This window comes from Methylobacterium sp. PvP105, assembly GCF_017876975.1.
Lineage (GTDB): Bacteria > Pseudomonadota > Alphaproteobacteria > Rhizobiales > Beijerinckiaceae > Methylobacterium > Methylobacterium radiotolerans.
This window is the reverse complement of sequence record NZ_JAGIPA010000001.1, coordinates 4,322,443-4,347,827: the sequence shown is the minus strand read 5'-3', so window position 1 is coordinate 4,347,827 and position 25,385 is coordinate 4,322,443. Positions and strand designations below refer to the sequence as shown.

General features: G+C 71.0%; 27 protein-coding genes. 9 read left to right on the top strand and 18 right to left on the bottom strand.

The genetic code is table 11. The features are described from left to right. Positions 1-30: 30 nt before the first annotated feature. From J3A75_RS21335 to J3A75_RS21305, 7 genes are all read right to left on the bottom strand, one after another. On the bottom strand, positions 31-291 hold the full coding sequence (locus tag J3A75_RS21335; protein WP_012320115.1) for a BrnA antitoxin family protein: 261 nt from the start codon (positions 289-291) through the stop codon (positions 31-33). Positions 292-297: 6 nt separating this feature from the next. Then, positions 298-615, bottom strand: coding sequence for a hypothetical protein (locus tag J3A75_RS21330; protein WP_012320114.1), 318 nt, complete (start codon positions 613-615; stop codon positions 298-300). A 298-nt stretch (positions 616-913) separates the two neighbouring features. Next, a complete protein-coding gene (locus J3A75_RS21325) occupies positions 914-1,906 on the bottom strand; it encodes an energy transducer TonB (protein WP_209650721.1) in 993 nt (330 codons plus the stop codon). Between the two features lie 4 nt (positions 1,907-1,910). Continuing rightward, the gene (locus tag J3A75_RS21320; protein WP_012320112.1) at positions 1,911-2,387 is read right to left on the bottom strand and encodes an ExbD/TolR family protein; all 477 of its coding nucleotides are present in this window, start codon (positions 2,385-2,387) and stop codon (positions 1,911-1,913) included. A gap of 54 nt (positions 2,388-2,441) precedes the next feature. Next, positions 2,442-3,131 (bottom strand): MotA/TolQ/ExbB proton channel family protein, encoded by a 690-nt coding sequence (locus tag J3A75_RS21315; RefSeq protein ID WP_012320111.1) that lies wholly within the window; start codon positions 3,129-3,131, stop codon positions 2,442-2,444. Positions 3,132-3,263: 132 nt separating this feature from the next. Beyond that, a complete protein-coding gene (locus J3A75_RS21310; RefSeq protein ID WP_029357739.1) occupies positions 3,264-3,734 on the bottom strand; it encodes a hypothetical protein in 471 nt (156 codons plus the stop codon). Between the two features lie 74 nt (positions 3,735-3,808). After that, on the bottom strand, positions 3,809-4,288 hold the full coding sequence (locus tag J3A75_RS21305; protein ID WP_012320109.1) for a hypothetical protein: 480 nt from the start codon (positions 4,286-4,288) through the stop codon (positions 3,809-3,811). Between the two features lie 419 nt (positions 4,289-4,707). Here J3A75_RS21305 and J3A75_RS21300 point away from each other — a divergent pair, with 419 nt between their 5' ends. Together J3A75_RS21300 and J3A75_RS21295 are read left to right on the top strand one after the other, a co-directional pair. Beyond that, positions 4,708-5,136, top strand: a complete 429-nt coding sequence (locus J3A75_RS21300; protein ID WP_012320108.1) for an Hsp20 family protein — start codon at positions 4,708-4,710, stop codon at positions 5,134-5,136. Between the two features lie 101 nt (positions 5,137-5,237). Next, the gene (locus tag J3A75_RS21295) at positions 5,238-5,522 is read left to right on the top strand and encodes a DUF1150 family protein (RefSeq protein WP_024829492.1); all 285 of its coding nucleotides are present in this window, start codon (positions 5,238-5,240) and stop codon (positions 5,520-5,522) included. Between the two features lie 21 nt (positions 5,523-5,543). Here the strand turns inward: J3A75_RS21295 and J3A75_RS21290 are convergent, their stop codons facing one another. Further along, positions 5,544-6,311 (bottom strand): alpha/beta hydrolase, encoded by a 768-nt coding sequence (locus J3A75_RS21290; RefSeq protein ID WP_029357740.1) that lies wholly within the window; start codon positions 6,309-6,311, stop codon positions 5,544-5,546. Positions 6,312-6,418: 107 nt separating this feature from the next. Here J3A75_RS21290 and J3A75_RS21285 point away from each other — a divergent pair, with 107 nt between their 5' ends. The 3 genes from J3A75_RS21285 to J3A75_RS21275 all read left to right on the top strand — a co-directional run bounded on the left by J3A75_RS21285 (position 6,419) and on the right by J3A75_RS21275 (position 9,325). After that, a complete protein-coding gene (locus J3A75_RS21285; protein ID WP_012320105.1) occupies positions 6,419-7,705 on the top strand; it encodes a glycosyltransferase family 4 protein in 1,287 nt (428 codons plus the stop codon). A gap of 209 nt (positions 7,706-7,914) precedes the next feature. Further along, the gene (infC, locus tag J3A75_RS21280) at positions 7,915-8,436 is read left to right on the top strand and encodes a translation initiation factor IF-3 (RefSeq protein WP_012320104.1); all 522 of its coding nucleotides are present in this window, start codon (positions 7,915-7,917) and stop codon (positions 8,434-8,436) included. Positions 8,437-8,539: 103 nt separating this feature from the next. Next, on the top strand, positions 8,540-9,325 hold the full coding sequence (locus J3A75_RS21275; RefSeq protein WP_012320103.1) for a HesA/MoeB/ThiF family protein: 786 nt from the start codon (positions 8,540-8,542) through the stop codon (positions 9,323-9,325). Here the strand turns inward: J3A75_RS21275 and J3A75_RS21270 are convergent. From J3A75_RS21270 to rpmI, 5 genes are all read right to left on the bottom strand, one after another. Continuing rightward, positions 9,314-10,195 carry a DUF1186 domain-containing protein gene (locus J3A75_RS21270; RefSeq protein ID WP_070999856.1) on the bottom strand — a complete coding sequence of 294 codons (882 nt, stop codon included), beginning with the start codon at positions 10,193-10,195 and terminating at the stop codon, positions 9,314-9,316. The genes J3A75_RS21275 and J3A75_RS21270 overlap by 12 nt on opposite strands. Before the next feature lie 9 nt (positions 10,196-10,204). Beyond that, positions 10,205-12,625: a phenylalanine--tRNA ligase subunit beta gene (pheT, locus tag J3A75_RS21265; RefSeq protein ID WP_070999855.1), complete on the bottom strand. Its 2,421-nt coding sequence runs from the start codon at positions 12,623-12,625 to the stop codon at positions 10,205-10,207. Between the two features lie 98 nt (positions 12,626-12,723). Then, complete coding sequence (gene pheS, locus J3A75_RS21260; protein ID WP_043074041.1) at positions 12,724-13,806, bottom strand: phenylalanine--tRNA ligase subunit alpha; 1,083 nt, start codon at positions 13,804-13,806, stop codon at positions 12,724-12,726. Between the two features lie 157 nt (positions 13,807-13,963). Beyond that, positions 13,964-14,341 carry a 50S ribosomal protein L20 gene (gene rplT / locus J3A75_RS21255; protein ID WP_012320099.1) on the bottom strand — a complete coding sequence of 126 codons (378 nt, stop codon included), beginning with the start codon at positions 14,339-14,341 and terminating at the stop codon, positions 13,964-13,966. A gap of 51 nt (positions 14,342-14,392) precedes the next feature. Further along, complete coding sequence (gene rpmI / locus J3A75_RS21250) at positions 14,393-14,596, bottom strand: 50S ribosomal protein L35 (RefSeq protein ID WP_007561407.1); 204 nt, start codon at positions 14,594-14,596, stop codon at positions 14,393-14,395. 466 nt (positions 14,597-15,062) lie between these two features. Between rpmI and J3A75_RS21245 the strand changes: the two genes are divergently transcribed. The 3 genes from J3A75_RS21245 (at position 15,063) to dapE (ending at position 19,946) form a co-directional block, all read left to right on the top strand. Then, positions 15,063-16,193 carry a glycosyltransferase family 4 protein gene (locus tag J3A75_RS21245; RefSeq protein ID WP_070999854.1) on the top strand — a complete coding sequence of 377 codons (1,131 nt, stop codon included), beginning with the start codon at positions 15,063-15,065 and terminating at the stop codon, positions 16,191-16,193. Positions 16,194-16,341: 148 nt separating this feature from the next. After that, on the top strand, positions 16,342-18,687 hold the full coding sequence (locus J3A75_RS21240) for an amylo-alpha-1,6-glucosidase (RefSeq protein ID WP_070999853.1): 2,346 nt from the start codon (positions 16,342-16,344) through the stop codon (positions 18,685-18,687). An 80-nt stretch (positions 18,688-18,767) separates the two neighbouring features. After that, complete coding sequence (gene dapE, locus J3A75_RS21235; RefSeq protein ID WP_012320096.1) at positions 18,768-19,946, top strand: succinyl-diaminopimelate desuccinylase; 1,179 nt, start codon at positions 18,768-18,770, stop codon at positions 19,944-19,946. Here dapE and truA read toward each other — a convergent pair. The 4 genes from truA to recR form a co-directional block, all read right to left on the bottom strand. Continuing rightward, the gene (truA, locus tag J3A75_RS21230) at positions 19,928-20,689 is read right to left on the bottom strand and encodes a tRNA pseudouridine(38-40) synthase TruA (RefSeq protein ID WP_024829498.1); all 762 of its coding nucleotides are present in this window, start codon (positions 20,687-20,689) and stop codon (positions 19,928-19,930) included. The two genes, dapE and truA, sit on opposite strands and share 19 nt — an antisense overlap. Further along, positions 20,689-21,630, bottom strand: a complete 942-nt coding sequence (gene fmt, locus J3A75_RS21225) for a methionyl-tRNA formyltransferase (protein ID WP_053621077.1) — start codon at positions 21,628-21,630, stop codon at positions 20,689-20,691. Before fmt ends, truA begins: the two co-directional genes overlap by 1 nt. A 7-nt stretch (positions 21,631-21,637) precedes the next feature. After that, entirely contained in the window at positions 21,638-22,153 is a 516-nt protein-coding gene (def, locus tag J3A75_RS21220; protein WP_012320093.1) for a peptide deformylase, read from the bottom strand. 104 nt (positions 22,154-22,257) lie between these two features. Then, a complete protein-coding gene (gene recR / locus J3A75_RS21215; protein WP_012320092.1) occupies positions 22,258-22,863 on the bottom strand; it encodes a recombination mediator RecR in 606 nt (201 codons plus the stop codon). A 415-nt stretch (positions 22,864-23,278) separates the two neighbouring features. On the opposite strand from recR, the gene J3A75_RS21210 reads away from it, so the two are divergent. Then, positions 23,279-24,898, top strand: coding sequence for a phosphoenolpyruvate carboxykinase (locus J3A75_RS21210; RefSeq protein WP_012320091.1), 1,620 nt, complete (start codon positions 23,279-23,281; stop codon positions 24,896-24,898). Between the two features lie 160 nt (positions 24,899-25,058). On the opposite strand, the gene J3A75_RS21205 is transcribed toward J3A75_RS21210, so the two are convergent. Continuing rightward, complete coding sequence (locus tag J3A75_RS21205; RefSeq protein WP_012320090.1) at positions 25,059-25,382, bottom strand: YbaB/EbfC family nucleoid-associated protein; 324 nt, start codon at positions 25,380-25,382, stop codon at positions 25,059-25,061. Between the last annotated feature and the right edge of the window lie 3 nt (positions 25,383-25,385).

Sequence of the window (25,385 nt, the reverse complement as noted above, 5' to 3'; positions counted from 1 at the left end):
GGGATCGAGGGCTTCCTGGCCCGACGGCCTTCAGGCCTCGGCCGCCGGGACGAGGGCCTTGAGCGCCTCGTTGATGCGGTCCTGCCAGCCCGGCCCGTCCTTCTGGAAATGGGCGAGCACGGCGCTGTCGAGGCGCAGGCTCACCACTTCCCGCGAGCCCGGGATCGCAGCCGGCCGCGGCGCCGCCTGCGGCGGCGGGGCGGCGGGCTTCGGACTGGTGGCGGCCCGGAACGCCGCCTCGGCTGCCGCGCGCGGGTCGCTGAAGCGGCGGCGATTGCGGTCTTCGGCCATCGACCTCTAGCCCTTCGCGGTCGTCTTCTTCGGCGCGGCCTTCTTCGCGCTGCCCTTGGCGGCCGCCTTGGCTTCCTTCTCGGCCGCCTTGGCCTGCGCGTCCGCGGCCTCCTTGGCGAGCCGGAGCGAGCGCAGCCGCACGGTCCGCTCGTCCATCGCCTTGATGGCCGCGTGGTGCTCCGCCATCGCCTGGGCGCCCTCACGAGCCATGCGCTCCGCCCGTTCCGCGCGCTCGGCGCGGTTCTCGGCGCGGGTCTTGGCTTCCGCCTCCGCGTCGCGGGTGGCATTCACCTCGTCGAGGTCGTACTCAGTGTCGTCGCTCATCCTGTCCCTTTCACCCCGGCTCGACGGATCCGACCCGGCGCAGCCTGCGCGGGACGGGGTCTGAGCGGGTCCGGCCTGTTCGAGGGGCGGAGGGCAAGGCCGGATCGGCGCCCTCCCGCATCGCCGTCAGGCGCGCGGGGAGGGCAGGTTGACGAAGGCTTTAGCATGCCCGCGCGGCCGATGGCGAATCCGGATCGCCGGCCGGGACGGACGGCGCACACTATTCGTACGCGTCCGCTGGACGATCCGGACCGCGCCCATGTTCAGCCGAGTGGAATCGGGCCCGATCGTCGCCCGATCAACGCACGCGGAAGTTGAGCGGAATGGAGATCGAGAGGCTCGACTGCGTCACGCCCGCGGGTGCGGCCGGCATGGAGCCGCGCACCGCCGCGAGGGCGGCGCTGTCGATCTGGCCGATCCCGCTGGAGCGGGCCACGCCCGCTCCCGTCACCTGACCCGAGCGCATCACGGTGAACCGCACCACCGCGGTCCCGCCGCCGGAGCCGACGGCCGCGTTCACGTTCATCCGGCTGTGGATCGTCGCGCTGATCGCGCCCTGCCACTGCCGCATGGCGCTCGGATCGTTGCCCGCGGCGGCCCGGCCGGCCGCGTTCTCGCGCGAGGCCGACGCCGAACTCCGCTCGGCGCCCGCCCGGGCCTTGGCCTCGCGGGCCTTGGCCTCGCGCGCGGCCTTGGCCTTCGCCTCGCGGATCTCCTCCAGGCGCTCCTGCCGGGCCTCCTCGCGCTTCTGCTCGCGGAGCTTCTCCTCCCGGATCTTGCGCAGCTTGGCTTCCCGTTCCGCCTTCAGCTTGGCCGGATCGGGCGTCGGCTTCGGCGGCTCCACGGACTTCGCGACCTCCGTGGGCGGCGGTGCCAGCGGCTCGGCGGCCTCGGACGCGGAGGTGATGACCTGGCTCTGCGCCTCGACGGGCTGAGCCTCCTGCGGCATCTCGACCGCCTGGGTGTCCTCCGGCTTCACCTCGGTCATCTCGGTCGGCGGCGGCTGGACGGCCTCGTCCGGCGGCGCGTCCACCGGCTTCGTCTCCGGAGGGGCCTCCTGGCTCATCTGCTGCTCCGCCGGCGCCTCGGTGGCCGCGTCGGTCATGAGCGGCGCGAGGTCGACGGTGATCTGCTGCTCGCCGGGCGGTGCGGGCGGGGAGAGCCGCAGGAACATCACCGCGGCGAGCACGCAGGCGTGCAGGCCCAGGGCAACCAGGAAGGCGGCGAGCAGCCCGGACGGGCGGCGCTCGCCGAGACCGGCCGGCATATCCGTCGACGTGTAGGTGCTCATCGGGTCAGCGCGCGGTCCCTGCGGGGGCGGCGGCGGGCGAGGCCGGAGCGGCGCCGCCGGGCGACTGCGCGATCAGCGACACCTTGGTGAAGCCGGCCTGCCCGACGAGGCCCATGACCTCCATGACCTTGCCGTAGGGCACGTCGCGGTCGCCGCGCACGAGGATGACCTGGTCCTTGTCGGCGGCGGCCATCTCGCGCAGGCGCGGCACGATGCTCTCCATCGTGAACACCTCCTTGGCGATGGACGGGTTGCCGTCCTTGTCGACCGTCACCTCGGCGGGCTTCTTCGACTGCGCGACCTTGGGGGCCGCGGTCTTCGGCAGCTGGACCGGAACGCCGGTGGTCATCAGCGGCGCGGCGACCATGAAGATGATCAGCAGCACGAGCATCACGTCGACCATCGGGGTGACGTTGATGTCGGACATCGGCACGTCGTCGAGGTCGTCGTCGTCGTTCGCGCGAATGGATCCCATCGCCATGGGGCGTCTCCGGTACCTTTACGTTCGGCTCTCTGGGGGCGGGCGCCGGTCGCTCTACTCGGCGGCCGCGCGGTGGGCGCCGGCGCGGTCGCGCGCGAGGCGGTTGCCCAGGACCGAGATGTAGGACGAGAAGGTGCTCTGGATGCCGCTCACGTCGCTCGCGAGCTTGTTGTAGGCCATCACCGCCGGGATCGCGACGACGAGACCGATCGCGGTCGCGAACAGGGCTTCCGCGATGCCCGGCGCCACCACGGCGAGCGAGGTGTCCTGGCTGCGGGCGATGGACGAGAACGAGTTCATGATGCCCCAGACGGTGCCGAACAGCCCGACGAACGGGGCCGTGGAGCCCGAGGTCGCCAGCAGCGACAGGCCGGTGCGCAGGCGCTTCACCTCGATGGTGAGGGCGCCCTTCATCGCCCGCTCGATGCGGTCGCGGCGCTCGGCCCGGGTCTCGGAGGAATCCTGATCGCGCCACGCGTCGATCGCCGCCTTCACCACGTGGCCGGCGATGCCGCGATGCTCGCCGTCGAGGCTGCCGCCGGAGCGGACCAAGTTCGCGAAGGCCTTGGCCTGGCGCCGCGCGGCGGCGAGCCGGATCACCTTCTCGAACACCACCGTCCAGCAGGCGATCGAGGCGATCACCAGCAGGATCATCACGCCCTTCACGATCGGGTCGGCCTGCAGGAACAGGCCGAGGAACGAGAAGTCGTGGGCCGCCTCGATCGGGGCTTGTGTCGGGTCCATCGCGGGCTCCTGGCGTCCTGGTCTCACGCGGCCTTGCGCCGCCATCGTCTCGGGGTGCGGCGAAAGCCGCAGGCCGCCCGGCGGCCCTCGCCGCCGGGCGGTTTGGTCTCGTCGACCGTCACACCACCTGCATCAGCGGTCGAACGGGAGGCCGGCCTTGCTGTCGGTCTCGGTCCGCTCGAGGCAGGCCTCGCGGCCGGCGTCGCCGCCGTCGCAGGTCAGAACGTCGTTCAGGAGGACGCGACCGACCTTGTTGCAGGCGATGCCGGGGAAATCGAAGATCTTCACGGTGGTCTTCTTCGGCGGCAGCGGACCGAGCTCGACGGCCACCCGCTTCTGCGCGACGCCCTCGGGGTCGAACGCGAAGAGATCCACCTTGTAGGACTTGAGGCCGGACCCCTTGTTGTCGATCACCATGGTGATCCGGCAGGCCTCGCCCGCGGTCTCGACCTTGTTGAGCTGCAGCTTGATCGGCGCCTTCTCGGACGCGTCCTGCGCCAGGGCCGACACGACGAAGAGCGCCGAGAGCGCGAAGCAGGCCGCCGTGTCGAGGGCGATGCGCCCGATCCGACGGCGGTACAGGGGAGCGCGCAGGGCAAGCACCGTGACCAAATCCTCTTCGAGTTTGCGCCGGCCGCCGGCTTTCGCCGCGCGGACCGGGTTGGCGGGGAGCGGGATCAGTGCAGCACCGTTCCGGCGGGGCAGGTGGCCGGGGCGAGGCGCTCGGCCGCCGCGTCCAGCGGCCCGACCGCGGCGCGGACCGCCGCCACGAGGCGCGGCGCCGCGTCCTGGCCGGTGATCTCGGCCGCGGCCGCCTCGAGATCCGCCCAGAGTCGCTGGCGGCCCCGGTTGATCAGCTTCACCAGCGCGCATTCGTGGCCGGTCACGCGGCAGCAGCTCGCCGGCATGAATGACCAGTCGCCGTCGCGCTCCGCGCGCAGCGCCCGGATGATCGCGACCACGCAGGCGACGAAGCGGCAGCCCTCCGTCGGGCCGAGCAGCTGCTCGGCACCGTCGAAGGCCGCATTCCAGCAGGCGACGTCGCTGGTCATGTAGCCGGCCGCCACGAAACGGGCCACCGACAGGGCCAGGATATCGGCCTCGTCGCCGCACACGTCGGCGACGCGCCGCATCGCCGCATGGTCCGACGGGGTCATGGGCGTGCTCACGGCTCCGGTGCCTCGCGTCGCGTAAAAAGATCGCGGCGATCAATCTCGGAAGCCGGATCGTCGCCTGTCGCGGCAGTATCCAGGCCCGCTGTCCGGATCAAGGCCCGAAGAGAAAATCAGAGCAGTTCCAAACTGTTAGAAGAAAGCGTGGCTGTTCGGGCCTTTGCCTATCGATCCCGCAAATTTTTGCCTAAACATCCCGGATATACGCGCTGCACAGGCGTCCGGCGAAACCGGCCTCCTCCCTTGATGGCCCGGAAGGCCTTGGCCATATCTCCGTGTTGCCGGCGTCGTCGCGTCCGGCGGAGCGCTGCCTCGAGCGGGCTCCTGTCGACGAGGTGCTCAGGCATCCCGGGATTGCGGCAGATCCCGGGGTCGGAGGCTTCGCTTTCTGGATGATGGCCGCGATGACCCGATCCTCGCCCTTCGGGCACCCGTTCCTGCTCGGCTTCGACGAGATCGAGCAGGCCCTCGACCGGGTCTCCAAGGCCGCCAACGACGGCTACCCGCCCTACAACATCGAGCGTCTGCCCCGCACCGAGAGCGAGCCCGAGCGCCTCCGGATCACCCTGGCGGTGGCCGGCTTCACCCGCGATCAGCTGGACGTGATGCTGGAGGAGAGCCAGCTCGTCGTGCGCGGCCGGCAGGTGGACGAGCGCGAGCGGCACTTCCTCCACCGCGGCATCGCGGCGCGCCAGTTCCAGCGGGCCTTCCTGCTCGCGGACGGCATGGAGGTCCTCGGCGCCGACCTCGCCAACGGCCTCCTGTCGATCGACCTGGTCCGGCCGGAGCCGGACCGCATCGTGCGCAAGATCGATATCGGGGCCCGCGGCTGAGGCCGACCGATTGATTGGCCGGCGCGGATCCCCACATCAGGGTCGAGCCGCCGGTGCCTTCAGGATCGGCGGTGGACGCTCTGCCACCCCAGGAGGGCTTGATGACCGTTCTGAACCCGTCTCCCCTGACCCCCGCCGATCTCGACCCGGCGGAGTTCCAGCCCGCCGATCTCGCGGCGCTGGGCGAGGGGCACATCGCCTACGTCCGGCCGATCCGGTCCGACGAGGTCCGCCGCTTCTTCCCGCAGGCTCCCGAGCTGACGCCCGGCCTCGACCTGTTCGCCCTGCTGTCGGCGAGCGGCGCCCCGATCATGCTCGCCGATTCGCGGGATGTCGTCCTGGCCAACGCCGCGGCGCACGACCTGCAGCCCGTCAGCCTGCACTGACCGGCCCGACCCGGGGCCCGGTCAGGCGATCTCGGCCACCGCCGCCACGAGCCGCGCGATATCCCGCGGCCGCGACAGGCGGTGGTCGCCGTCGGCGATCAGCGTCAGCACCGTCCCCTCGGCCGGCAGGCGGTCGACTGTCTTCAAGGCGTGGGTGTAGGGGACGTCGGTGTCCCGCATGCCCTGGAGGATATGCACCGGGCAGGCCGGGTCCACCGGGCCGCCCAGCATGCAGTGACGGCGGCCGTCGTCGATGAGGGCCCGCGTGATCGGGTCCGGCTCCGGCGCGTAGTCGCTGGGCTTCCTGAGGACGCCGTCCCGGATCAGCATCGCGCGGGCCGCCGCGCTGAGACGGTTCCAGATCAGCTCCTCCGTGAAGTCCAGGGCCGGCGCGATCAGCACCAGCCCCGCCGTCGCCTGCCCGCGGGCAACACGGTCGCGGGCCGCCAGGCAGGCGATCCAGCCGCCCATCGACGAGCCGACGAGGACCGGTGCCTCCGTCACGTAGGCCGCGAGGACGGCCTGCGCGTCCTCGAGCCAGGACGAGATGGTGCAGTCCGTGAAGGTCCCACCCGAGGCGCCGTGCGCGGCGTAGTCGAACCGGATGAGCGTCCGGCCCGTCCGCGCCGCCCAGGCATCCAGGGCCGTCGCCTTGGTGGCGGTCATGTCGGAGCGAAACCCGCCGAGCCAGACCACGGGCGGCCCGCCGCCCGCGCGCACCCGCACGGCGATGCGGCGGGCCGCGTCGCCCGTGCCGACGGTGAGGAACTCGGGGGCGGTATCCGTCATCGATCTCTCCGATATCCCTGTCTGAACGTGGAAGAAGTCCGGTCCTGAACGGTTCGGCTTCAACTCTCGTTTACCGGACCGTAAAGCCCGGCGGCGATGCTGGATCAATGGCAGCGAGCATTTGGCAGATACCGGTCGGGGGCCTTCGCGTCCTCGCCGAGGGCCCGCGAACGGGCGACGGAACCCACGCCCTGTCGGGCTTCCCGGCGGAAGTCGGGGCGCTGGCGGGGGCACGCATCCTGCAGATCATCCCCGAACTCGACGCGGGGGGCGCGGAGCGCACCGCGGTCGATGTCGCGGGCGGCCTCGCCGCCGTGGGCGCTCGCGCCCTGGTGGCGACGGAGGGCGGACGTCTCGTCGGCGAGTTGCAAGCCAAGGGTGGGCACTGGCTGCGCTTCCCGGCCGCGTCGAAGAATCCGGCCTCGATGGCGGTGAACGTCCTGCGGCTGATGGCGCTCTGCCGCCGCGAGAAGGTGCAGATCATCCACGCTCGCTCCCGCGCGCCCGCCTGGGTCGCCCTCGGGGCGGCGCGCCGGCTCGGGCTGCCATTCGTGACCACCTATCACGGCAGCTATTCCGGCCGGACCGGCGTGAAGGTGCTCTACAACTCGGTGATGGCCCGCGGCGACGTGGTCATCGCGAACTCGCACTACACCGCGGACCTGATCCACCGGCTGCATGCCGAGCAGGCCGGCGACCGCGTGCGGGTCATCCACCGGGGCACGGACCTCGCGGTGTTCAACCCGGTGGCGGTCGGCGCCGCCCGGGTGGAGGCGCTGCGCCGGAGCTGGGGCGTCGCGCCCCACGAGCGCGTGATCCTGCTGGCCGCCCGCCTCACGGCCTGGAAGGGCCATCGCGTGCTGATCGAGGCCGCCGCGCAGATGCGCGACCGCGGCGTTCCCGACCTGGCCGTGGTGCTGGCGGGGGATCCGCAGGGCCGCGCCGCCTACGAGCGCGAGCTCGACGCGCTGATCGCCGCGCGCGGCCTCGGGGGCATCGTCCGCCGGGTCGGGCACTGCACCGACATGCCGGCGGCCTTCCGCGCGGCCTCGGTGGTGGCGGTGCCGTCCGTGGAGCCCGAGGCCTTCGGGCGCTCGGCCGTGGAGGCGCAGGCGCTCGGCGCCCCGGTGGTCGTCTCGGACCTCGGCGCCGTGCCGGAAACGGTGCTGGCACCGCCCGAGACCCCCGCGGGCCAGCGCACCGGATGGCGCGTGCCGCCCGGCGACGCGGCCGCGCTCGCCGCCGCCCTCACCGAGGCGCTCTCCCTCGGCGCGAGCGCCCGCGACGCCCTCGGGCGGCGGAGCCGCGCGCATGTCGAGGCGCACTTCTCCCTCGAGCGGATGGTCGGCGACACGCTGGCGGTCTATGCCGGGCTGCTCGGTCGGTCGGCCTGACGGCGGCACCGGTCCCGGCCTCGAATCGCGACGCGGCGGCCGAATATTTGCGCCGCCGCGCGGCTGGGCGGTTGACTCTGGGCGCTGTTCCACCAACGTTGTATGTCCGGATGAAACCGGGACGGCAGGCGGTCAGGAGATCCTCCTGGGGATCCGCCGTTTCGCCGTTGCAGCAGGAGACCTAAGCCATTCGTAGACCGATGAGAGCCATGCCGGCCCCGCAGAAGGACGGGCCGCGCGCGAACCGCGACATTCGCGGTGTGCGGGAAGTGCAGCTGATCGACGATACCGGGCAGAACCGCGGCGTCGTCCCCTTCTTCGACGCCCTGAACCTGGCCGAGGAAGTCGGTCTCGATCTCGTGGAGATCGCGCCGAATTCCGTGCCGCCCGTCTGCAAGCTGCTCGATTACGGGCGCTTCCGCTTCAACGAGCAGAAGAAGCAGAACGAGGCCCGCAAGCGGCAGAAGACCGTCGAGGTGAAGGAGATCAAGCTCCGTCCCGGCATCGACAAGCACGACTACGACACCAAGATGAAGTCGGTTCACCGCTTCTTCGAGGAGGGCGACAAGGTCAAGGTGACCCTGCGCTTCCGCGGTCGTGAGATGGCTCACCAGGATATCGGTCTGCGCCTCCTGGAGCGCGTGAAGAGCGAGACCGCCGAGATCGCCAAGGTCGAGAGCGAGCCGATGCTCGAAGGCCGGCAGATGATCATGATCCTCGCGCCGCGCTGAGCGGCCCGGATCCAGGGACGCGAGACTTGCGCCGCCTCCTCACAGGGGCGGCGTTGTCTTTTCAGCGCTTCCGATCGGCGCCGCCGCGGATTATGGGCAGGTTATGGCCCTCGCCCCCGACGAGATCGAACGCTACGCCCGCCACCTCGTCCTGGCCGAGGTCGGCGGTCCCGGTCAGGCCCGGATCAAGGCCGCCCGGATCCTCGTCGTCGGGGCGGGCGGGCTCGGCGCGCCGCTGATCCAGTACCTCGCCGCCGCGGGGATCGGCACGATCGGCCTCGTCGACGACGACACGGTCTCCCTGTCGAACCTGCAGCGGCAGGTGATCCACGGGACGCCGGATCTCGGCCGGCCGAAGGTCGAGAGCGCGGCCGACGCGGTGGCGCGCCTCAACCCGCACGTGACGGTCGTCCGGCACCCGTTCCGGATCGACGCGGGCAACGCCGTCGACCTCATCGCCGGCTACGACCTCGTGGCCGACGGATCCGACAACTTCGCCACGCGCTACGCGGTGTCGGACGCCTGCTTCCGGGCGGGGCGCCCGCTGGTGACGGCGGCGCTGGGCCGCTTCGACGGCACGCTGACCACGATCCGCGCGCACGAGACCGGGGCCGACGGGACTCCGAACCCGACCTATCGCTGCCTCTTCCCGAACCCGCCTCCGCCCGGCAGCGTGCCCGCCTGTGCGGAGGCCGGCGTGCTCGGCGCGCTCGCCGGCGTCATGGGCTCGCTGATGGCCATGGAGGTGATCCGCGCCGTGGCGGGCTTCGGCGAGCCGCTGGTCGGGCGCCTCCTCATGGTCGACGCCCGCGCGATGCGGTTCGAGACCCTGACCTACGGCTGGGATCCCGAGAACCCGCTCAGCGGCAGCGGCGCCTCAGCCGCCTAGCGGCTCCGGCGGCATCCACGGTCCCTCCGCCTCCGCCTTGCCGAGGCAGCACTTCTTGAACTTCTTCCCCGAGCCGCACGGGCAGGGGTCGTTGCGGCCGACATCCTTGAACGGGTTGCGCTGCGGCTCGCCCGCACCCTCCTCGGCCCAGTCGAGCGCTTCGACCGGATCGTCGAGGTAGCCGTACTGGTAGGGGCCGAGCCGGTCGCGGTCGTCCGGCTTGGTCTCCGCCTTGCGCAGGGCCTCCTTGAACCACCCGGCGTCGCTGACCTCGTCGGTGAGCCGTCCGTCGGCGCGGGCCGCGGCCGCGCGCGGCGCGAGGTCCCGGAAGCCGAGATGCGCGATCGTCTCTTCCCAGCCGACCCAGGCGGGACCGTCCTCCACGGCGGCCTGCGCGTCGTCGAACCGGACCAGCAGGTCGTGCATCGCCGTCCGGTCGATCCGCCCCTCCAGGGTCAGGAAGGTGCAGGCGCACATCAGCGCCATGCGCGCGTAATCGTCGACCGTGCTGTCCAGGATCAGCCGGAACAGCGGCTGCGGATCGCCGTCGAACAGGCTCGCCACGACACGGGCGAGGGTGGCCGTGACGGCATCGCCCAGCACGGCGTCGAGGGTCTCCTCGTCGTGCCGGAGCAGCCTGAGGAGCGGCGCCAGGGCGCGCGTGTCCCGGGCATGGGCCATGACGTGCAGGCCCCAGAACAGGAGGTTCGTCTCCTCCGGCGCCAGCTCGCGCCCGTCGGCGGCCGCCTCCAGCAGCGGCAGGGTCGCCTCCGCGACGGCGGCCGGGTAGTTGAGGGCCTCCCGCAGCGCCGCCTTCGGCCGGTACTCGGCCGCCGCGAGGTCGTCGATGAGCATCGCGATCCGGTCCATGGCGGCGCCTCAGGCCCGGAGGGTCGCGCCCGTCTTGCGGGAGACCTCGGCGACGATCCTGGCGCTCACCGCCTCGATCTCCGCGTCGGTCAGGGTCCGCTCGACGGGCTGGAGGCGCACCGCGATCGCCACCGACTTGGCGCCGTCCGGCACGCCCGGCCCCTCGTAGAGGTCGAACACGTCGACGCCGGTCACGAGCTTGCGCTCGGCGTTCTGGGCGGCCTTGACGATGTCGCCCGCCGGGACGTCGCGGCCGACCACGAAGGCGAAGTCCCGCGACAGCGGCTGGAATTCCGACAGCGCCAGGGCGGCCTTGGCCTTGGTCGGCTTGAGCTTGGGCAGGGGCAGGGCGTCGAGGACGATCTCGAAGGCGACGAGGGTCCCCTTCAGGTCCAGCGCCTGCAGCGTCCGCGGATGCACCTCGCCGAACCAGCCGATCTCGGTCTTCGGGCCGAAGCGCAGCGTGCCCGAGCGGCCGGGATGCAGCCAGGACGGGCCGCCCGCCGTGATCTGGAGGCCGCCCGTCGGCACGCCGAGGCTGCCGAGCAGGGCGAGGGCGTCCGCCTTGGCGTCGAAGGCGTCGACGGTCGCGGCCTTGCCGTCCCAGTGCCGCCCGGCGCCGGCCAGGGTCGCCCCGCCGCGGCGGACCGCCGCCGCGCGGATGGTCTGGCCCTCCGGCTCGTCCGAGGCGAAGCACTGGCCGACCTCGAACAGGGCGGCGTCCGGGTAGCCGCGGTCGGCGTTGCGCTGGGCCGCGCGCAGGAGGCCCGGCACCAGGCTCGGCCGCATGTCGGACAGCTCCGAGGCGATCGGGTTGGCCAGGATCAGGTCGGCGCCGCCGCCGCCGAACAGGACGGCGTCGTCGTGCGGGACAAACGACCACGTGACCGCCTCCATGAGGCCGCGGCTCGCCAGGGCGCGCTTGGCCAGGCGGGTCCGCTTCTGCATGACGGTGAGCAGAGGCCGGCCCATCCCGGCGAGGGGCGGCAGGGGCTCGGCCTCGATCCGGTCGAGCCCGGCGATGCGGACGACCTCCTCGACGAGGTCGGCCTTGCCCTCGACGTCGGGCCGCCAGGACGGCGGCCGCACTGTCACCCGGTCCCCGGCGCCGGAGACGTGGAAGCCCAGCGTCTCGAGGATCTGCTGCATCTCGGCGCGCGGGACGTCGAGGCCGGCGAGGCGGCGGACCTCGGTCCAGGGGAAGTCGATGACGTGCTCGGATTCGGGCGGCGCCCCGGCGACCCGCGCCTCGGTCGGCGTGCCGCCGCAGAGATCGACCACGAGCCGGGTCGCGAGGTCGAGGCCGGGGAGCGTGAAGGCCGGATCGACGCCCCGCTCGAAGCGGTAGCGCGCGTCGGTGATGATGCCGAGGCGGCGGCCCGACTGGGCGATGTTGGTCGGGTCCCACAGGGCCGACTCGATCAGCACGTCCGTGGTGCCGGCGTCGCAGCCCGACGCCTCGCCGCCCATGATGCCGGCGATGGATTCGACGCCGTTCGCGTCGGCGATCACCACCGTATCGTCGGTGAGGGCGTGGGTCCGGCCGTCCAGGGCGCGCAGGCTCTCGCCCTCCCGCGCCCGCCGGACGGTCAGCGCGCCGGCGACCTTGGCGGCGTCGAAGACATGGAGCGGCCGGCCGCGGTCGAACGTGACGTAGTTGGTGATGTCGACGAGGCTGTTGATCGGCCGCAGGCCGATAGCGCGCAGGCGCGCCTGCATCCAGGCCGGCGACGGGCCGTTCCTGACGCCGCGCACCAGCCGCAGGGCGAACAGCGGGGCGAGGTGGCGGTCGGCCGGATCGAGGGCCAGCGCGACCTCGACCGGGCAGGGGCCCTCGCCGCGCACGCCCGGCAGGGTCTCGCGCTTGAGCGTGCCGATGCCGGCGGCGGCGAGGTCGCGGGCGATGCCGTGGACCGAGGCGCAGTCCGGCCGGTTCGGCGTCAGGTTGATCTCGATGACCGGATCGTCGAGCCCGGCATAGAGCGCGTAGGCCTGTCCGACCGGCGCGTCAGTCGGGAGCTCCATGATGCCGTCGTGGTCGTCGCCGAGGCCGAGCTCGGCGCCCGAGCACAGCATCCCGCGGCTCTCGACGCCGCGGATCGTGCCCACCGACAGGGTGATGTTCTTGCCCGGGACGTAGGTGCCCGGCGGCGCGAAGACCGAGACGAGGTCGGCCCGGGCGTTCGGGGCGCCGCAGACCACCTGCACAGGCGCGCCCGCGCCGGTATCGACGGTGCAGACCCGGAGCCGGTCGGCGTTCGGGTGCTGCTCGGCCTTCAGGATCCGGGCGATCACGTAGGGCTTGAGCGCGGCGGCCTTGTCCTCGATGCCCTCCACCTCCAGGCCGATCCGCGTGAGCGTCTCGGCGACGGTGTCGAGGGAAGCCTCGGTGTCGAGGTGGTCCTTGAGCCAGGCGAGGGTGAATTTCATGATGGACCTTCGAGAGCCCGGTATCGGCTCGACCGTCGGAGGAACAGGATCGCGGGGCCGTCACCGGGGCCGGAGGGCCGCGGCTCGGCCGGGGCGGCTCAGGCCGTGAGGCCGCCCACGAGGCTCGGCACGTCGAGCGGGCGGAAGCCGTAATGGTCGAGCCAGCGGACGTCGGCCTCGAAGAACGGCCGCAGGTCCGGCATGCCGTATTTGAGCATGGCGATTCGGTCGATCCCGACGCCGAAGGCGAAGCCCTGCACGGCGTCCGGGTCGAGCCCGCAATTGCGCAGCACGTTCGGGTGGACCATCCCGCAGCCCAGGATCTCCAGCCAGTCGTCGCCCTCGCCGAAGCGGATCTCGCCGCCCTTGCGCGAGCACTGGATGTCGACCTCCGCGGAGGGCTCGGTGAAGGGGAAGAAGGACGGGCGGAAGCGCATCTTCACGCCGTCCACCTCGAAGAACGCCTTGCAGAACTCCTCCAGCACCCATTTCAGGTTGGCGATGTTGGCGCTCGTGTCGATCACCAGCCCCTCGACCTGATGGAACATCGGCGTGTGGGTCTGGTCGGAATCGTGCCGGTAGGTCCGGCCCGGGATGATCACGCGGATCGGCGGCGTCTGCGCCCGCATGGTCCGCACCTGCACGGGCGAGGTGTGGGTGCGCAGCACCTTGCGCTTCCCGTCGCGGTCCGGCGCCAGGAAGAAGGTGTCGTGCATCTCGCGGGCCGGGTGGCCGGGCGGAAAGTTGAGCGCCGTGAAGTTCAGCTCGTCCGTCTCGATGTCCGGACCCTCGGCGACCGCGAAGCCCATGTCGGCGAAGATCGCGGTGATCTCGTCGATCACCTGGGAGATCGGGTGGATCCGGCCGCGCACCTCGGGGGCCTCGCGGACCGGCAGGGTCACGTCGACCCGCTCGGAGGCGAGCCGGGCCTCCAGGGCGGCCTCAGCCAGCTCGGTCTTGCGCGCGGTGACGGCGCCCTGGACCCGGTCGCGCAGGCCGTTGATCAGGGGCCCGCGCTCCTTCCGCTCCTCCGGCGTCATCGCGCCGAGCGTCTTCAGCAGGTCCGAGACGCTGCCCTTCTTGCCCAACGCGGCGACGCGGACCGCGTCGAGGGCCGCCTCGTCGGACGCCGCGCCCACCTGGGCCAGGAGATCGCGTTCGAGGGTGTCGAGATCGGTCATCGCTGTCTTCGAGCAGGGTTGGCGGAGTCGGCCGTCGGGCCGTGCTCTCGCGCGTTGCGGGCGCCGGCGCAAGCGCGGGGCGCGGGACCTCGTAAACGACGAAGGCGCGGCTCCTCAGGGGAACCGCGCCTTCCGTCCGTCTCGCCTCAGGCCTGGATCAGGCGGCCTTGGCGGTGTTCTGCGGCAGCGCGGCCTTCGCCTTCTCGACGACGGCGGCGAAGCTCGCCGGCTCGTGGATCGCCAGCTCCGACAGCGCCTTGCGGTCGACGACGATGCCGGACTTGGCCAGGCCGTCGATGAAGCGCGAGTAGGTCAGGCCGTGCTCGCGGACCGCCGCGTTGAGGCGCTGGATCCAGAGGGCGCGGAACGTGCGCTTCTTGTTCTTGCGGTCGCGGTAGGCATACTGCATGCCCTTCTCGACCGCCTGCTTGGCGATGCGGATCGTATTCTTGCGCCGGCCGTAGTAGCCCTTGGCGGCCTTCAGAACCTTCTTGTGCTTCGCGTGACTGGTCACGCCGCGCTTGACGCGGGCCATCGGTTATCTCCTGGATTCGACGAAAGACAGTGGCAACGGGTGTTGAAGGACTTACCGCGCGTTCGGCAGGAAGTACTTCTTCACGTTGGCGGCATCGCCCTCGAACAGGGTCGTGGTGCCGCGCAGGTTGCGGATCTGCTTGGTCGTCCGCTTGATCATCCCGTGGCGCTTGCCGGCCTGGGCGTACATCACCTTGCCGGTGCCGGTGATCTTGAAGCGCTTCTTCGCGCCCGATTTCGTCTTCAACTTGGGCATTTGGCTCTCCGTTGCGCGAAATGATCTCGGACCGATCCGGGAGGATCGGATGAGGTTCGCGCGCTGATGCTTCTGGTGGAGCAGCACGAGCCGCCACGGCAGCCCTATCGGCCGGGCGGTTCGACGCGGGGCGGCTTATGACAGAAAGCTGACGCGGCGGCAACGCCCGCGGATCGGAGCACGAGATCGAGATCAGACGGAACGCGTCGCCGGGCTTCGGCGTATCGAGCCCGGAGACCGAGCTTCTCTGCAGGACACCCGCTCCGGCGAATCGGCGACGGCGGGGCAGCGGCCGTTTCACCCGTGCTGATTCGGGGGAATTCGGGGACGGCTTGCGCGCCGCACAAAACGGCGGGGGACAGCAGGTGCGCCAGGAACCATAACCTTAGCCGTCGGTTTCATTCATGTCCCGCTCAGGCCGGCAGGGTTAGACCCCCCGTCAAATTGGCCAACCAGGAGACACTTCGTGCGCATTGCCCAGATCGCTCCGTTGTCGGAGGCCGTCCCTCCGAAGTTCTACGGCGGCACCGAGCGCGTCGTCAGCTGGATTACAGAGGAACTGGTTCGCCAGGGCCACGAAGTCACGCTGTTCGCGAGCGGTGACTCCGAGACGACTGCCAAGCTCGCGGCCTGCACGCCCGAGGGCCTGCGCCTTCTCGGCTACCGGGATCACACGGCCAGCCACCTGGCGATGCTGCATCAGGTGCACCGCCGCGCGCACGAGTTCGACATCCTGCACTTCCACATCGACCTGCTTCAGTACCCGATGTTCGAGGATCTGAACCACAAGTGCATCACCACGATGCACGGTCGCCTCGACGTGCCGGACTTCATGCCGGTCTACCGCACCTTCACGGGCATGCCGCTGGTCTCGATCTCCGACAACCAGCGCCTGCCCATGCCGCCGACCTCCAACTGGCTGGCGACGATCCATCACGGCCTGCCGGCCGAGAACTGCCCGTACTACCCGGAGGCCAAGGGCGGCTACCTCGCCTTCCTCGGCCGGATCTCGCCCGAGAAGCGGCCCGACCGCGCGATCGAGATGGCGATCCGCTCCGGCACGCCCCTCAAGATCGCCGCCAAGGTCGACAAGGCCGATCAGGATTACTGGGACGAGGTCATCGAGCCGATGATCCACCACCCGCTGATCGAGTACATCGGCGAGATCAACGAGGAGCAGAAGAAGGACTTCCTCGGCAACGCCCTGGCTCTCGCCTTCCCGATCGACTGGCCGGAGCCCTTCGGCCTCGTGATGATCGAGGCGATGTCGGCCGGCACCCCGGTGATCGCGTTCCGGAACGGCTCCGTGCCGGAGGTCATCAAGGACGGCGTCGGCGGCGTGCTCTGCGATAACATGGACGACGCCGTGGCCGCTGTCGCCAAGGTGAAGGCGATGAGCCGCGCCGGCGTGCGCCGCCACTTTGAGAGCGCCTTCACCGCCGAGTGCATGGTCAAGAAGTACGTGGCCGCCTACGAGGAGCTGCTCGCCCACGGCGCGGACGTGATCAAGCTGCCGAAGTCCGGGTTCATGCCGCAGTACGGCGAGGTCAACGGTTCCGCGCGGCCGGCGATCCCGGTCGCCGCCATGCCGGCCTGAAAACCGGCACCGGGCTTGCGAGGCGGGTCCGGCTCGGCCTAGCGTCTTAAAGGCGACTCATCCGTAGGGTGAACAAGGGCTGCTGCATCGAAGGGATGCAGCAGCCCTCTCGATTCGCACCCCTCACTTGCACCCGGAGATGCCCTGCATGGCGGCGGACAACACGGCAGCGGCCCACGATGCGAAGGCCCGGACCGCGGCGAGCGCCGGAAGCGTGGCGCACGGATTCCAAGACGCGGACGACGTCCTCCCGACCTACCACATCGAGGCGCAGACCTCCCTGGTCGAGCGGCCGCTGCGCTCGCTGAAGTTCGGCGAGGCCTTCGGCGTCCTCGATTCCTACGGCGACATCGGCGTCCAGCCCGGGCCGGAAGGCCTCTATTTCCAAGACACGCGCTACCTCTCGCGCCTGGAGGTGACGGTCGAGGGCCAGCGCCCGCTGATGCTCTCCTCAGTGATGCAGGACGATAACGGCGCGCTCAGCGTCGACATGACGACGCCCGACATCCGCATCGACGCCCACGACGAGACCTCGATCCCCCGCGAGACGATCGCGATCGAGCGCACCAAGTTCCTGTTCCGCGGCGCTTGCTACGACCGGATCGGCCTGCGCTCGTACGATTCGAAGCACCGGCGCCTGCGCATCGCCGTCACCTTCGACGCAGATTTCCGCGACCTCTTCGAGGTCCGCGGGACCGACCGTCAGGAGCGCGGCAAGCGCGGCGTCCTGGTGGCGAGCGACCGCGAGGTGCAGTTCCGCTACGTCGGCCTGGACGAGATCGTCCGGACGACGTCCCTGCATTTCGGCCCGAAGCCCGATTCGATCGAGCCCGGCAAGGTGGCGTTCGACGTGTCACTCCCGCCGGGCGGCCGGACCTCCCTTTTCATCCGGGTGACCTTCGAGGCGCACCGGGCCTTCACCAAGCCGCCGACCGACACGATGGTCGGCGAGGACGCGGCCGCCCGGCTCACGCTGGCGGCCAATGCCGGCGGCGCCCGGCGCGAGCCGAAGGATCTCGGTGAGGGGACGATCTTCGCGCGCGCCTACCGCGATTCGCGGCGCGACCTGCGCGCGCTGACCGCCGGCATCACCACAATCATCTCGTCGAACGACCAGTTCAACGAGGGCCTGTGCCGGGCAACCGCCGACCTCTACATGCTCGCGAGCCGCACCCCGGAGGGCATCTACCCGTTCGCCGGCATCCCCTGGTACTCCACGGTGTTCGGGCGCGACGGCATCATCACCGCGATGATGGCCCTGTGGATCGACCCGAAATTCGCCCGGGGGGTCCTGCGCTACCTCGCCTCGACGCAGGCCAAGGCGGTCGATCCGGCCGCCGACGCCCAGCCCGGCAAGGTCCTGCACGAGACCCGCCGCGGCGAGATGGCGATGCTCGGCGAGGTGCCGTTCCGGCACTATTACGGCACCATCGACGGCACGCCGCTCTTCGTGATGCTGGCCTGGGAGTACTACGCGGTCACGGGCGACCTCGAGACCGTGCGGGCGATCTGGCCGGCCCTCGAACTGGCGCTCGAATGGATGGACCGCTACGGCGACCGCGACGGTGATGGGTTCGTCGAGTACGCCCGCGACACCGACAAGGGCCTCGAGAACCAGGGCTGGAAGGACAGCCACGACTCGATCTTCCACGCCGACGGCCACCTGGCCAAGGGCCCGATCGCTCTCTGCGAGGTACAGGGCTACGTCTACGCGGCCAAGAACGGCATGGCGAAGCTCGCGGCGCTCCTCGGCCACGACCCGATGGCCCAGCGGCTCACCCAGGAGGCCGCGAGCCTGCGCGAGCGGTTCGACGCGGCTTTCTGGAACGAGGAGATCGGCACCTACGCGCTGGCGCTCGACGGCGCGAAGAAGCAGTGCGCGGTCCGCTCCTCCAATGCCGGCCACGCCCTGTTCACCGGCATCGCCAAGCCGGAGCGGGCGGCGCGGGTCGCCGAGACGCTGCTGTGCAAGGACGGCTTCAACGGCTGGGGCGTGCGCACGATCGCCAAGGGCGAGGCGCGCTACAACCCGATGTCCTACCACAACGGCTCGATCTGGCCGCACGACAACGCGCTGATCGCGATGGGTCTCGCGCGCTACGACCGCAAGCACGAGGCCGCGCGCATCTTCCAGGGGATGTTCGACACCTCGCTCTACCAGGACCAGAAGCGGCTGCCGGAGCTGTTCTGCGGCTTCATGCGCCGCAAGCAGCGCGGCCCGGTCTCGTACCCGGTCGCCTGCAGCCCGCAGGCCTGGGCGGCGGCGGCGCCGTTCGCGTTCCTGGCGGCCTGCCTCGGCCTCGAACTGGACCACGAGCGCAACCGCGTCCGGCTCAAGAACCCGATCCTGCCGGGCTTCCTCGACGGGGTGACGCTCTACAACGTGAAGCTCGGCGGCTCGCGCCTGGACATCCGCTTCCAGCGCTACGACGACGACGTCACCGTCTCGGTGCAGCGCCGCCACGGCGACGTGCAGGTCGTGGTCACCAAGTAGGGCCCGGGTCGGGAGTTCCGGGGCGGCCCGCTTCGGGTTAAGCGGGCCGCGCGGCACCTCGCGCCGCCGAGGACGGGTTCATGCCGGCTGACCATCACGCCCCCGACGCGGCCCTGCGCCTCGCGCAGGACCTGATCCGCTGCCCGTCCGTGACACCGGAAGATCGGGGCGCCCTCGACGTGGTCGCCGACGCGCTCCGGCCGGCCGGCTTCGCGATCGAGCGGCCGGTCTTCGCGGAGCCCGGCTATCCCGATACGCCGAACCTCTACGCCCGCATCGGGCAGAACGGTCCGTGCCTCGTCTTTGCCGGCCACACCGACGTCGTGCCGGAGGGCGAGGGCGCCTGGCGCCACGATCCCTTCGCGGGCGCCGTGGCCGACGGGATGCTGTACGGCCGGGGCGCGGCCGACATGAAGGGCGGCGTCGCCTGCATGCTCGCGGCGACCCTCGCCTTCCTCGACCGGCGCGGGGCCGATTTCGGCGGCTCCATCGCGTTCCTGATCACCGGCGACGAGGAGGGACCCGCGGTCAACGGCACCGTGAAGCTCCTCGACTGGGCGCGGCGCCGGGGCGAGCGGTTCGACCACTGCGTCCTCGGGGAGCCGACCAACCCAGGCCGGCTCGGCGAGATGATCAAGATCGGCCGGCGCGGGTCGCTGACCGGCAAGCTCACTGTGCTCGGACGGCAGGGCCACGTCGCCTACCCGCACAAGGCCGAGAACCCGATTCCCGGCCTGCTGCGCCTCGCCTCGGCGCTGATCGCCGAGCCTCTGGATCGTGGGACCGCGCATTTCGACGCCTCGAACCTCGAATTCACCACGGTCGACGTCGGCAATCCAGCCACCAACGTGATCCCGTCGACCGCCCGGGCAACCTTCAACGTCCGCTTCAACGACGACTGGACGGCCGAGAGCCTGGGCGCCGAGATCCGCCGGCGCCTGGAGCAGGCGGCCGGGAACGCGGTCCGCTTCACCCTCGACCTCCAGCCCTCGAACGCGCCGGCCTTCCTGACGCGGCCGGACGCCTTCGTGACGCTCGTCGCCGAGGCGATCCGGGCCGAGACCGGTCTGACGCCGACGCTCTCCACCACCGGCGGCACGTCGGACGCGCGCTTCATCAAGGATGCCTGCCCGGTGATCGAGTTCGGCCTCGTCGGCGAGACGATGCACCAGGTCGACGAATGCGTGGCGGTCGCCGACCTCGAGCGGCTGACCGCGATCTACGGGCGCGTGCTCGACGCCTATTTCCCGGGATCGTAGTCGACGCCCACGAAGGTCAGCCCCGCGGCCGGGGCCAGCGGCCCGCAGCGGCTTTTGTCGCCCGAGGCGAGGATCTCGGCCACGTCGTCCGCGGCGAGGCGACGGCAGCCGGCGAGCATCAGCGTGCCGACCATCGCCCGCACCTGATGGTGCAGGAAGGAGCGCGCCGCGGTCGCCACCACGATCTCGTCGTGGAGCGCCATCGGCGCGCGGGCGACGTCGAGCTGCTCCAGCGTGCGGATCGGGCTGTTCGCCTGGCATTCAGCGGCCCGGAAGGCCGAGAAGTCGTGGCGGCCGACGAGGCGCTGGGCGGCGTCGTGCATCAGGTCCGCGTCGAGGGGCCACGGCACGTGCCAGACATGGGCCCGCGTCAGCGCCGCGGGGCTGCGCCGGTTGAGGATGCGGTAGCGATAGTGCCGGCGGATCGCCGAGTGGCGGGCGTCGAAGCTGTCCGGCACGGTCTCGGCGGACAGGATCGCCACCGGCTGCGGCCGCAGATGGGCGTTCAGGGCGTCCCGGACCGTGTCGGTCCGCCAGTCCTTGGCGAGGTCGAGATGGGCGACCTGATGGATCGCGTGCACGCCGGCATCGGTCCGGCCCGCGCAGGTGAGCCGGACATTCTCGCCGGAGAAGCGCGTGACGGCCGCCTCGATCGCGCCCTGAACCGTGGGATCGTCGGCCTGCCGCTGCCAGCCGCAGAAGGGGCCGCCGTCGTACTCGATGACGAGCTTGTAGCGGGGCATCAGCCGAGGCGGGCGCCGGGCGTCAGCCGGGCGCCGCGGACGAACTCGGCCCCCGTCGCGCTGCCGCCCTTGCCGGCGCGGCGCAGCTCCATGAGGCGCACCGCGCCGCTGCCGCAGGCGACTGTGCCCTCGGTATCGCGCAGCGTGCCCGGCGCGCCCGCGCCCGAACCTGCGCTCTCGGCGAGGGCGGCGCGCAGCACTTTCACCCGCTCGGGTCCCTTGCCGAGATCGATCTCGCAGAACGCTCCGGGGAAGGGCGACAGCCCGTTGATCCGGTTCGCGACCTCAGCCGCCGGTCGGGACCAGTCGATCCGCGCCTCGTCGTTGGTAATCTTGTGCGCGTAGACGACGCCGTCCTCCGGCTGCGGCGTGAAGGTCAGCGTGCCCGCGTCGAGCGCCGCGAGGGCCCGCGCCATCAGGTCGGCGCCGAGCGGCATCAGGGCGTCGTGCAGCGCGCCCGCCGTCATGCCCGGCGCGATCGGCAGCCGGGCCTCCAGCGCCACCGGGCCGGTGTCGAGGCCCGCCTCCATCCGCATCACGCCGACGCCGCTCTCGGCATCGCCCGCCATCACGGCGCGCTGGATCGGCGCCGCCCCGCGCCAGCGCGGCAGCAGGGAGCCGTGCAGGTTGAGGCAGCCGTGCTTCGGCGCGTCGAGGATCGCCTGCGGCAGCAGCATCCCGTAGGCCACCACCACGGCGACGTCGGCCCGGTGCGCCGCGAAGGTCTCGGCGGCTTCGGGCGTGCGGAGCGTCGCGGGTGTCAGGACCGGAGCGCCGAGCGTGTCGGCCAGCGCGTGGACCGGCGAGGGGCGCAGGCTCATGCCGCGGCCGGCCCGGGCGGGCGCGCGGGTATAGACCGCCGCGATGTCGTGCCCGTCCTGCGCGAGCCGGGCGAGCGTCGGCACCGCGAAGTCCGGCGTGCCCATGAAGACGACGCGCATGGCCGGATCAGGCCGCGTCGCGCTTGGCCGCCTTGGTGAACTTCTTGATCACCCGGTCGCGCTTCAGCTTCGACAGGTGGTCGATGAACAGCACGCCGTTCAGGTGGTCGATCTCGTGCTGGATGCAGGTCGAGAGCAGGCCGTCGGCCTCGATCTCCCGCTCCGTGCCGTCGAGGTCGCGGAACTTCACCCGCACCCGGTCCGGCCGCTCGACCTCGGCGTAGTAGTCCGGGATCGACAGGCAGCCCTCGTCGTAGACCCGCTTCTCCTCCGAGGACCAGACGATCTCGGGATTGATGAACACCCGCGCGTCGCGGACGCCTTCCTCCTTCGACGTGTCGATCGTGACGACGCGCTTCGGCACGCCGATCTGGATCGCCGCGAGCCCGACGCCGGGGGCGTCGTACATCGTCTCGAACATGTCGGCGACGAGGGTGCGGATCTCGGCGGTGATCGGCCCGACCGGCTCGGAGCCCAGGCGCAGGACAGGATCGGGAAGGATGACGAGCGGGCGGATGGTCATGGCAGGAACCGGCAGGGAAGGCGCCGGGACGGGTCCGGGCTCTCCGTCGAATAGGATGCGGCCGTGGACCGGTCAAATACCGGTTGGTGCCCCGTCGCCGACCCTCAGAACGCCGTCCGGCTGCGGATCGCCGCCGACAGCGTGCCCTCGTCGAGGTAGTCGAGCTCGCCGCCGACCGGCACGCCGTGGGCGAGGCGCGTGACCTTCACGTCGCAGTGCCGGATCGACTCCGTGACGTAGTGGGCGGTGGTCTGGCCGTCGACCGTGGCGTTGAGCGCCAAGATGACCTCGGTGACCTCGGGCCGGGCCACGCGCTCCACGAGACTCGCGAGGTTCAGGTGCTCCGGCCGGACGCCGTCCAGCGCCGAGAGGACGCCGCCGAGCACGTGGTAGCGCGCCTTCACGGCCCCGGAGCGCTCCAGGGCCCAGAGGTCGGACACGTCCTCCACCACCACGAGCGTCGTCGGATCGCGCTCGGCGTCGCGGCAGATCGTGCACGGGTCCGAGGTGTCGACGTTCCCGCAGCTCGTGCACACGACGATGCGGTCGGCCGCCACCCGCATCGCGTCGGCGAGGGGCCCGAGCAAAGTGTCGCGCTTCTTGATGAGCTGGAGGGCGGCCCGCCGCGCCGAGCGCGGTCCGAGGCCCGGCATGCGGGCGAGGAGCTGGATCAGGCGCTCGATCTCGGGGCCGGCGACGGCTTGGGGCATCGTGCCTCTGGGGCGAGGAAGGGGCTTCGGATCCGGACGGGCATAGACGGCGGCGGGCGCCGCGCAAGGGTCCGGGGACGGGTGAGTACCCGCTTGTGTGGTATATGGGTATTCCGAAGCCGCTCCGCCGGTGGCATTATGCTGCCCGACGAACGGAACTGCTTACAGACTTGGGTTCCTGAGTCCACGACTGTGGTCTAACCTGTTTGTACACGTTGCGGGCTCCCGGCGGGGCCCCTTATGACAGCGAAGCTTCGCCACCTACTCGAGAGTGGGGAGGCGAGCGGCCGGGAACGGAGATCCTGCGTGCGGCGGTCCTGTACGACCGCACGGACGTCTCCCGGGCAAGCCCGGACGGCGGTGCCGTCCGGTTCAGTCGCGTCGACGGTCGAACAGGGGCCCGGGAGATACGATCTTGACCAACATCGGTGATCACAACGCGGCCCACGGCGCCGAGGCGGCCGGCTTCCGCGACCTCAAGGCCGTCCACTGGAACTTCGAGGCCCCGCGCCTCTACGAGGAGGCCCTGTCCCGCAAGGAGGCGCAGCTCGCCCGCGGGGGCGCGATCGTCGCCACCACCGGCAGCCATACCGGCCGCTCGCCCAAGGACAAGTTCGTGGTCCGCGACGCCGGCACCGAGAACGAGGTCTGGTGGGACAACAACGGCGCCATCACGCCCGAGCAGTTCGAGACCCTGCGCCAGGACTTCCTGAAGCACGCCGAGGGCAGGGAGCTGTTCGCCCAGGACCTCTACGGCGGTGCCGATCCGGCCTACCGGGTGAAGGCGCGGGTGTTCACCGAGTTCGCGTGGCACTCGCTGTTCATCCGCAACCTGCTCATCCGGCCGGACCGCTCCGAGATCGCGTCCTACGTGCCGGACATGACGATCATCGACCTGCCGAGCTTCCAGGCGGATCCCGCCCGGCACGGCTGCCGGTCGAAGACCGTGATCGCCATCGACTTCTCGAAGAAGCTCGTGCTGATCGGCGGCTCCGCCTACGCGGGCGAGATGAAGAAGTCGGTCTTCACCTACCTGAACTACATCCTGCCGGGGCAGGGCGTGATGCCGATGCACTGCTCGGCCAACGCGGCGCTCGACGCCGAGGGCGGCTCGGCGATCTTCTTCGGCCTGTCCGGGACCGGCAAGACGACGCTGTCGAACGATTCCTCCCGCCAGCTGCTCGGCGACGACGAGCACGGCTGGTCGAATTCCGGGATCTTCAACTTCGAGGGCGGCTGCTACGCCAAGACGATCCGTCTCTCGCGCAACGCCGAGCCGGAGATCTACGCCACCACCGAGCGCTTCGGCACGGTGATGGAGAACGTGATCATCGACCCGGTCACCCGCGTGCCGGACTTCGACGACGCGTCGCTCACCGAGAACACACGCTGCGCCTACCCGCTGGACTTCATCGCCAACGCGAGCGCCACGGGCCGGGCCGGGCATCCGAAGAACATCGTGATGCTGACCTGCGACGCCTTCGGGGTGATGCCGCCGATCGCCAAGCTCACCGGCGCCGAGGCGATGTACCACTTCCTCTCGGGCTACACCGCCAAGGTGGCCGGCACCGAGCGCGGCCTGACCGGGCCGGAGGCGACCTTCTCGACCTGCTTCGGCGCGCCGTTCATGCCGCGGCACCCGAGCACCTACGGCAACCTGCTGCGCGACCTCATCGCCAAGCACAGCGTCGATTGCTGGCTGGTCAACACCGGCTGGACCGGCGGCGGCGTCGGCACCGGCCGGCGGATGCCGATCCGCGTGACGCGCCGCCTGCTGAGCGCCGCCCTCGACGGCTCGCTGGCGCAGGCCGAGTTCCGGCGTGACCCGTATTTCGGCTTCGCAGTGCCGGTCTCGGTTCCGGGCGTCGAGCCGCACATCCTGACCCCGGTGAAGACCTGGGCCAACAAGGGTGCCTTCGTGGAGACGGCCGCGCGGCTGGTGAAGATGTTCGACGACAACTTCAAGCGGTTCGAGGACCATGTCGACGCCGACGTGCGCTCTGCCGGGCCGACCGCGCAGGCGATCGCGGCCTGAAGATCGGACGGGCGGCTCGCAGGGCCGCCCGTTCTTCCCCGTCCTCGCGAGCGCGACGAAGCAGTCCAGGGCAGTGCGTCCTCGACGAGCGCGGCGCTGCCGGATCGCTCCGCCGCACTCGCGAAGACGACGGTTTCGATCGTTCCGTCGGACCTGCAGATTAGAAGGGCAGCTTCATGCCCGGCGGCAGCGGCAGGCCCTTCGTCAGCTCGGCCATGCGCTCCTGCATGGTCGCCTCGGCCTTGCCGCGGGCGTCGTTGCAGGCGGCCACGATCAGGTCCTCCAGGATCTCGCGCTCGTCCGCCACCATCAGCGACGGGTCGATGCTGACGCCCTTCATCTGGCCCTTGGCGGTCATGGTGACCCGGACGGAGCCGCCGCCGGAGGCGCCGCTCACCTCGATCTCATCCATCTCGGACTGCAGGTTGGCCATCTTCTCCTGCATGGCCTGAGCCTGCTTCATGATGCCCATCAGGTCGCGCATGCG

Coding starts and splice junctions, on each gene's coding strand:
- J3A75_RS21335 (WP_012320115.1), bottom strand. CDS start 291: ATGGCCGAAGACCGCAATCGCCGCCGCTTCAGCGACCCGCGCGCGGCA.
- J3A75_RS21330 (WP_012320114.1), bottom strand. CDS start 615: ATGAGCGACGACACTGAGTACGACCTCGACGAGGTGAATGCCACCCGC.
- J3A75_RS21325 (WP_209650721.1), bottom strand. CDS start 1,906: ATGAGCACCTACACGTCGACGGATATGCCGGCCGGTCTCGGCGAGCGC.
- J3A75_RS21320 (WP_012320112.1), bottom strand. CDS start 2,387: ATGGCGATGGGATCCATTCGCGCGAACGACGACGACGACCTCGACGAC.
- J3A75_RS21315 (WP_012320111.1), bottom strand. CDS start 3,131: ATGGACCCGACACAAGCCCCGATCGAGGCGGCCCACGACTTCTCGTTC.
- J3A75_RS21305 (WP_012320109.1), bottom strand. CDS start 4,288: ATGACCCCGTCGGACCATGCGGCGATGCGGCGCGTCGCCGACGTGTGC.
- J3A75_RS21300 (WP_012320108.1), top strand. CDS start 4,708: ATGACCCGATCCTCGCCCTTCGGGCACCCGTTCCTGCTCGGCTTCGAC.
- J3A75_RS21295 (WP_024829492.1), top strand. CDS start 5,238: ATGACCGTTCTGAACCCGTCTCCCCTGACCCCCGCCGATCTCGACCCG.
- J3A75_RS21290 (WP_029357740.1), bottom strand. CDS start 6,311: ATGACGGATACCGCCCCCGAGTTCCTCACCGTCGGCACGGGCGACGCG.
- J3A75_RS21285 (WP_012320105.1), top strand. CDS start 6,419: ATGGCAGCGAGCATTTGGCAGATACCGGTCGGGGGCCTTCGCGTCCTC.
- infC (WP_012320104.1), top strand. CDS start 7,915: ATGCCGGCCCCGCAGAAGGACGGGCCGCGCGCGAACCGCGACATTCGC.
- J3A75_RS21275 (WP_012320103.1), top strand. CDS start 8,540: ATGGCCCTCGCCCCCGACGAGATCGAACGCTACGCCCGCCACCTCGTC.
- J3A75_RS21270 (WP_070999856.1), bottom strand. CDS start 10,195: ATGGACCGGATCGCGATGCTCATCGACGACCTCGCGGCGGCCGAGTAC.
- pheT (WP_070999855.1), bottom strand. CDS start 12,625: ATGAAATTCACCCTCGCCTGGCTCAAGGACCACCTCGACACCGAGGCT.
- pheS (WP_043074041.1), bottom strand. CDS start 13,806: ATGACCGATCTCGACACCCTCGAACGCGATCTCCTGGCCCAGGTGGGC.
- rplT (WP_012320099.1), bottom strand. CDS start 14,341: ATGGCCCGCGTCAAGCGCGGCGTGACCAGTCACGCGAAGCACAAGAAG.
- rpmI (WP_007561407.1), bottom strand. CDS start 14,596: ATGCCCAAGTTGAAGACGAAATCGGGCGCGAAGAAGCGCTTCAAGATC.
- J3A75_RS21240 (WP_070999853.1), top strand. CDS start 16,342: ATGGCGGCGGACAACACGGCAGCGGCCCACGATGCGAAGGCCCGGACC.
- dapE (WP_012320096.1), top strand. CDS start 18,768: ATGCCGGCTGACCATCACGCCCCCGACGCGGCCCTGCGCCTCGCGCAG.
- truA (WP_024829498.1), bottom strand. CDS start 20,689: ATGCCCCGCTACAAGCTCGTCATCGAGTACGACGGCGGCCCCTTCTGC.
- fmt (WP_053621077.1), bottom strand. CDS start 21,630: ATGCGCGTCGTCTTCATGGGCACGCCGGACTTCGCGGTGCCGACGCTC.
- def (WP_012320093.1), bottom strand. CDS start 22,153: ATGACCATCCGCCCGCTCGTCATCCTTCCCGATCCTGTCCTGCGCCTG.
- recR (WP_012320092.1), bottom strand. CDS start 22,863: ATGCCCCAAGCCGTCGCCGGCCCCGAGATCGAGCGCCTGATCCAGCTC.
- J3A75_RS21205 (WP_012320090.1), bottom strand. CDS start 25,382: ATGCGCGACCTGATGGGCATCATGAAGCAGGCTCAGGCCATGCAGGAG.